This window comes from Pseudomonas fluorescens (assembly GCF_018614655.1).
Classification (GTDB): Bacteria; Pseudomonadota; Gammaproteobacteria; order Pseudomonadales; family Pseudomonadaceae; genus Aquipseudomonas; species Aquipseudomonas fluorescens_BX.
Window position 1 is genome coordinate 1 of the sequence record NZ_JAGGOG010000037.1, and the last position, 5,860, is coordinate 5,860.

At 53.9% G+C, this 5,860-nt stretch carries 7 protein-coding genes; 1 reads left to right on the forward strand and 6 read right to left on the reverse strand.

Annotated features, from left to right (window positions below; all coding sequences use genetic code 11):
* Positions 1-590 precede the first annotated feature (590 nt).
* The 3 genes from J7E41_RS27505 to J7E41_RS27515 are packed head-to-tail and all read right to left on the reverse strand — an operon-like array spanning position 591 to position 1,500.
* Positions 591-1,091 (reverse strand): Imm70 family immunity protein, encoded by a 501-nt coding sequence (locus J7E41_RS27505; RefSeq protein WP_214997383.1) that lies wholly within the window; start codon positions 1,089-1,091, stop codon positions 591-593.
* On the reverse strand, positions 1,088-1,315 hold the full coding sequence (locus tag J7E41_RS27510; RefSeq protein ID WP_214997384.1) for a hypothetical protein: 228 nt from the start codon (positions 1,313-1,315) through the stop codon (positions 1,088-1,090). Before J7E41_RS27510 ends, J7E41_RS27505 begins: the two co-directional genes overlap by 4 nt.
* Before the next feature lie 20 nt (positions 1,316-1,335).
* A complete protein-coding gene (locus J7E41_RS27515) occupies positions 1,336-1,500 on the reverse strand; it encodes a hypothetical protein (protein ID WP_024076592.1) in 165 nt (54 codons plus the stop codon).
* A 220-nt stretch (positions 1,501-1,720) separates the two neighbouring features.
* On the opposite strand from J7E41_RS27515, the gene J7E41_RS27520 reads away from it, so the two are divergent.
* Entirely contained in the window at positions 1,721-2,044 is a 324-nt protein-coding gene (locus J7E41_RS27520; RefSeq protein WP_214997385.1) for an addiction module antidote protein, read from the forward strand.
* A gap of 393 nt (positions 2,045-2,437) precedes the next feature.
* Here the strand turns inward: J7E41_RS27520 and xerC are convergent, their stop codons facing one another.
* The 3 genes from xerC to J7E41_RS27535 form a co-directional block, all read right to left on the reverse strand.
* Positions 2,438-3,499: a site-specific tyrosine recombinase XerC gene (gene xerC / locus J7E41_RS27525; protein ID WP_251029721.1), complete on the reverse strand. Its 1,062-nt coding sequence runs from the start codon at positions 3,497-3,499 to the stop codon at positions 2,438-2,440.
* 48 nt (positions 3,500-3,547) lie between these two features.
* On the reverse strand, positions 3,548-3,691 hold the full coding sequence (locus tag J7E41_RS27530; protein WP_214997387.1) for a hypothetical protein: 144 nt from the start codon (positions 3,689-3,691) through the stop codon (positions 3,548-3,550).
* Between the two features lie 26 nt (positions 3,692-3,717).
* On the reverse strand, positions 3,718-5,860 hold a 2,143-nt coding region (locus tag J7E41_RS27535), incomplete at its 5' end, for a toprim domain-containing protein (protein WP_214997388.1).

Below are 5,860 nucleotides of genomic sequence, written 5' to 3' on the forward strand. Positions count from 1 at the left end.
CGTCCGACGATTTGCGCCTGCGTTTCGAGGCCGTCAGCCATATGCCCGAAGCCGAGAAATCAGTGATAAAGGCACTGCTCGATGGGATGATTCTCAAGTACCAGGCATCAAAAATCATGGGGACGGATAACAGCAGCCGACCACCCAGTGCATAGCCAGAAAAAAGGGCCAACCTTGAAAAAGGGACAAGCTCTGTGGGGCTGCTGCTGTGTATAACAAATGCTATACAACCCACGTCAGTGTTTGCTGGGTGAAACACTCGTTTTGTATTACAAATGTATAACAGCATCCAGAAAGCAGAAACCGGATAACTAATTGATACATATGAAAAATACCCACCTCGCAAGAGGTGCGTGTTGTGTATTGAGATTTTGATCCTGTTAAGGAGCGAAAAATCATGCTGAAAAAGGGCGTATTGAGCAGGTAGACCGTAGGTCGTAAGGATAGGTGCAAAAGGGGTGCAACCTGAGTGCAGAAAGGATGCAACCTGGGAGCAAAAGGGAAGCAAATAGATAGCAAAAGGGCTGCAAATCGGATGCAAAAACACCGGCGTTAAGCCGGTGCTAAATAAAAAATAGAATTTCTACAGATCAGCGACGCCAGAACGGTAACTCGTCAGAAGCAAGAGAGTTATACAAGTCTTCGGAACGATTCACATCAAAAATATAGTCAGGCGCGTCGGTAAAGCCGATTCTTAAAGGGACGTACTCATTAAACTCTTTATAAAAAACATCTGAACATTCGACAGCATCAAAAATAATTTTGAAGAAGCGAGCAAAGATGTCAGCCAGAGTATTACCACTCAAAAGCAAACGAGTATTTTCCTCGTCCACCCCGAAAGCGCTTATATCAAAGCTATCCGCAGAAATGCTATTAAACTCAGCCCTTACACTCTCTAAATCTATCTTTAACTCAGCCAGTTCGTTTTTGCTTAAAGAGCGGCAATAAAGCTTCTCTGTAACCAAGGGATACTTGCTTCCTCTTTTGCCGCCCTCAAGAAAAAACACAACGGACTTAAAAAAACAGTCAACGTCAGAGGCTGGACCTAAGACAGATATTGTCATTGCGGCAAGAACACCTACATTTTTCATTCTGCTTTAAACCTGATGGATGAGGGAGATACTGCCCCATTTGACTTATCAACTATTCCACGAACGATTTGCGCACGCTGCACAGGTGTAACAGCTTGCCCTCGAATATCAATAACGACTTGCTGCTGCATTCCTTGCGGTAAATTTTCAGCTCGCTGGAGGGCTTGCTTGGAAACATTACTAATCAATCCGCTTTGATTTTTTGCGATGTTGTAGTTTTTCACTTCAACACTGCATACGTTACCTACACACCAGTCTGGACGAACACTACCCGAAGTGCCGTAAGGAACTTCTTGTCCATTTTTATAACTGACTTGTGGGCGAGCTCCAGCACCAAGATCAGCGCCGACATCAATTTCAGATTTTTGGGGTGTGGGACGAACAGGTGTCCCAGTAGAGGCAAGATCATCTACCTTTCCAGCAGCGCCACCAGTAGTTTTTGCACCAACAGTATCACCCGACGCGATTTTCGTTGTCTACACGCGCAACGCCAGACGTGGCGCGGCCTGCACGCCGGTCGGATCAGGTGGCGCGCTGTCACCCCACAAAACCACCCCGACGCGGGTTTTGAATCCGTTTCAACACACTCAATACGCTATTTTAAATCTCTGTCACACGAGCCATTTCCCATGCCCGAGCTACTTATGCCATACGATCCAGCGCACGCCATGACCGACCCGCAAGCGGTGGCCATCTTTCTCACGGATGCGCTTCAGACGGGTGATGCGGGTTATCTCGGCAAGGTATTAGGCATGGCGGCACACGCCAAGGGCATCGGTGTAATCGCCGAAGAGACGGGGCTTACACACGATCAGTTGGAAGGTTTTTTCAGCTCCGATAACACCCTGCGCTTGGACGCGCTGCTGGTGATCGTGCATGCGCTGGGCGTGAAGTTGACCGTTTGCCCTATCGATTCTGATGAGCCTGCATGCAGTAGCGAAGTACCTGGCTGATGCCCGTTCGGTAGCCCCTGACGATGCGGTGGCGTAGCCGCCGTGTCGGCTGTGGCCAACAAGCGCAGCGCGTTAGGCTTTGGATCTAAGGGGTATCGGGGCGCTGCCCTGATCGGGGTTTTGGGGAGACCGACTGCGTGCAGGCGGTGGCCACAAAACATTTCCTGTCCTAAAGATGACTCAGGTTTATCCACTCGTAGAGGCGGCTTTGGGTTTTAAAGGGCACCCTTTGGCACCGGATGTATACATCCTTAGCGTGCCTGTATTTTTCGCCGTTGCTTGAGGCCGCTTCGCGGCCTGCGGGGGTGTCAGGCAGTTGTAGGAAGGTTGTCAGGCACTTGTCATGGTTCCTGATGCTTGTCAGGCATATGTCAGGCGTTTGTCTGGCATTTGTCAGGCCTGATCGCTCTCTTCGTACGCTTCGGCGTCCAGAGCGGTTAACAGAGCCTCGACGGGGTCATCAGGAAGGGGTTCAGCCATGGTTTGGCTGGCTGTGTTCTGACGTTGCAAACGTGCCGGATGGGTCGCGGTATGAATTTCCTTCAACGCTCGGATACTGACCTGGGTGTAAATCTGCGTGGTGTTCAGACTGACATGCCCGAGCATGGCCTGGATGAAACGAATATCGGCGCCGTTCTCCAGCATCAGGGTGGCCATGGTGTGGCGGAACAAATGGCAACTGCCACGCTTACCAATGTTGGCTTTTTCGATGTGTTCGCGCACCAGTTGCGTCAGTCGATTGGGGCTGAATCCTTCGCCCTGCTGGGTCAGAAACAAGATGCCATCGTCCTGACCCAAGACAAAATGGGGCCGCACGTCGTCGCGGTATTTGGTGATCCACGCCAAGGCCCGCTCGCCAATGGGAATCATGCGATCTTTTTTGCCCTTGCCCTGGCGAATCATCACCGTGCCGCGCTCGTAGTCGATGGCGCTCCAGCTCAGGCCGATCAACTCCATGCGGCGCATGCCAGTGCTGTAAAGGGTTTCCAGCATCGCCCGGTCGCGGATGCCGGTCGAGGTTTGGGTGTCTGGCACATTGAGGATGCGTTCGGCTTCGTCGCTGCTGAGGATGTGCTTTGGTAAGCGCTGTTCCATCCTCGGTAGATCAAGGTCAGAAGCAGGGTTGTACAAGATGCGGTTAGTTTTGGTCAGCCACTTGAACCAGACCCTAATCGGCGTGATGCGCACCGTTTGGCTGCGCGCTGACAGCGCTTCGCCGTCAGCTTTTCGATATAAAAAAAGATGCCGCTGGTAACGCTCTAAAATGGGTCGGGTAATTTCTTGTGGCCGGGTCAAACCGCGCTCGTCACACCAGCGGATAAACGCAATCAACAGGCTTTCGCGGTTGCCCACGGTGCGTTCGGAATAGCTACGTTCACGCTGGTATTGCAGGAACTGTTTCATCTGAAAATACAGGCTGCCGGGATCGCCCAGCGGGCCAATGATTTGTTCCAAAACTCGCTGCTTTTTGCTCTCGCCTTTTTTCGGCATAACCACCTCGACTTAGACGGCGCTGGACAACGCGGAGTGGTTTTTTTGTGGCTGCTGGATCAGTGGTTTTTCGTTCAGGCCGACCGCTTCGGACTCAACGCCACAAACGGCGTGGCTTTGCGCATGGTTGAGGGTGTCCGACTGAGTGCCGACCATGGCCCGACCTGAGTCCGACCGTTCTTCTAATCCCCCGACCGGACGGATGTGTTGTCGAGTTGGTCGGCATCGATCAAGCCCATCAAGTGCGGTTGGTTGCCACTTTTGCCGTCATACGTGAGGGTGTATTCATGGGCTAACCCCTTGCGGTGCAGCAGCAGGTATTCCAGTTCGGTCAGTCGGCCCAAGTGGATTTTCAACTGGGTATCCCCCCAGCCAGTGGCCTCGCGCACGTCCTTGCGACCGAACCGAAACTCTTTTTCTTTGAGTCCCTGCGCCTGACTCCGGGCCTCGATCCAGCCTTGCAACAGCTCCAGCAACCGCCGCGTTTGCGGCGGTAGTTCGTCCAGGGTGCGCCCAAGAATGTCGTGGGCCAGCCGGTTGGCCAACACGATGTCGCCCTTCGTGACCTCGATGTAGGCCAAGGACTTGCCGCGATGCTCGACGTGTTTGATCGGGCGTTGATGCTGATGCAGCAAGGCAATGCAGCGAATCAGCGTCAGGTACTTCATGTGGTCGCGCCGGGTACGGGTTTTGTCCGAAAGAAACGTCAGTTGATCAGCAAACGGATTGACCACCGCCACGGTTTTAATCAGCCGTTGGGCGTTCTGATGCAGGCGAGTAATCGCCTGTTTTTCAGCGTCGGCCAGCAGGCCGTCGAGGGTTTGTTTTTTACGTTGGGCTGCGTGAATGGCTTCGGTTTGTTCGCGGCTTTCGTTGATGGTCAGCACCAAACAACGGTTGAGCAGTTCCTCGTCCACGTCGATGGCCGTGGTGGTGAGCATCAACATCACCGGGCCTTTGACGCTGTATTGCTTGGTCACCAGGTTGCCGGTGGCTTCGTCCTTGCCGGTGCTGGCAATGGTCAATTCGCCGTCCGATTGCAGCAGTTTCAAGGCATAAGCCGCTTGGCGGACACCCTCTTCTTCGGCGATGGCCAGGATCTTGTGTTGCAGATCCGTTTCGCCGAGGTAAAACAGACTCTGGCCGGTCATGGCGCTGTACTGGATACGTTCTTCTTCCGGCATCAGATTTAGAACCGCGTCCATCAGCGAGCTTTTGCCTGCCGCGCTTGATGACTGAATCAACACAGCCAAGGGCTGATCCAGTTTTCGGGAAACAGCGGCCAAGTACCCGGCCAGCAGGTTGTAGGATTCACCGACGACACCGCAACGGGTCAAGTCCGCCTCGATGCGCTCGATCAGATTGGGCGCACGCAACAGGTTTAATGCGGCCAGCTCGTCCTCCGCGCTCAGTGTTGGTGTGGGATTTTTCGGGGCCAGTGCCGCTTGAATTGAGGCCTCCTGCAAACCTTCCAGCTTGAGCAACAGTTTGCCCAAGTCACGCTTGATGATTTCTTCCGGTACGCCCAGCTCGATACTCGCCTGTTTCAAATAACTGTATCGGGCCTTGGCCGCGTACAAATCAAAACTGTCCACGTAATAGGCCGCTTCGCGGCCCATTACGTGCTCTTCGGCGACCTCGCGGCGCACCTGCACATTGACCCGCATTTGCTCCGGGCCGAGGTTCTTTTTCCAACCACGCACCCTCCATCGGCGATCGGCCACGGCCAACAACAGATCGCCCTGGGCGTTTTCCGAAAACTGATCAGCCTGAGTTTCCGATTCGGAAACTGGCCCCGCGATTGTCAAAGTTTCCGAATCGGAAAGTCCGGGCAGCGGTGGCAACTCGGCGGTTGCCTGCGGCGCAGCGGCTAAAGAAAAAGTGGTTTCGGGCTCGACCGATACCGGCGTGCCTTTGCCCTGCCACAATGCCTGTTGCAACAGCTCGCCCAGCGCTTGGGTGGGGTTTTCCACCTGCAAGGCGAACGCATTGGCGTCCATGCCTTGCGGAAACAACAAACGGAAAACTTCAATGCCGGCGGAGCGTAGTTCCTCGGCCAGTTTTTCGGCTGCTGCGTCTCCCGCTGAGTCGCGGTCGAAAGCAATGATTACCCGTTGGGTGCCGTGGTGTTTCAGGGCCTGCCAATGGTCTTGGGAAAAACCGTTCACGCCATAAGCGCTGATGACGTTGCGAAAGCCTGCACACCAAAAGGTCATGGCGTCGATCAGCGACTCACAGAGAATAATTTCCAGGCTGGCCAGCAGCGCCGCTTCGTTCCAAACCCCGCGCAACGGCGTGGCCAAGTACATATGCCGGGACTGGTTG

Coding starts and splice junctions, on each gene's coding strand:
- J7E41_RS27515 (WP_024076592.1), bottom strand. CDS start 1,500: ATGATCTTGCCTCTACTGGGACACCTGTTCGTCCCACACCCCAAAAAT.
- J7E41_RS27520 (WP_214997385.1), top strand. CDS start 1,721: ATGCCCGAGCTACTTATGCCATACGATCCAGCGCACGCCATGACCGAC.
- J7E41_RS27505 (WP_214997383.1), bottom strand. CDS start 1,091: ATGAAAAATGTAGGTGTTCTTGCCGCAATGACAATATCTGTCTTAGGT.
- J7E41_RS27530 (WP_214997387.1), bottom strand. CDS start 3,691: ATGGTCGGCACTCAGTCGGACACCCTCAACCATGCGCAAAGCCACGCC.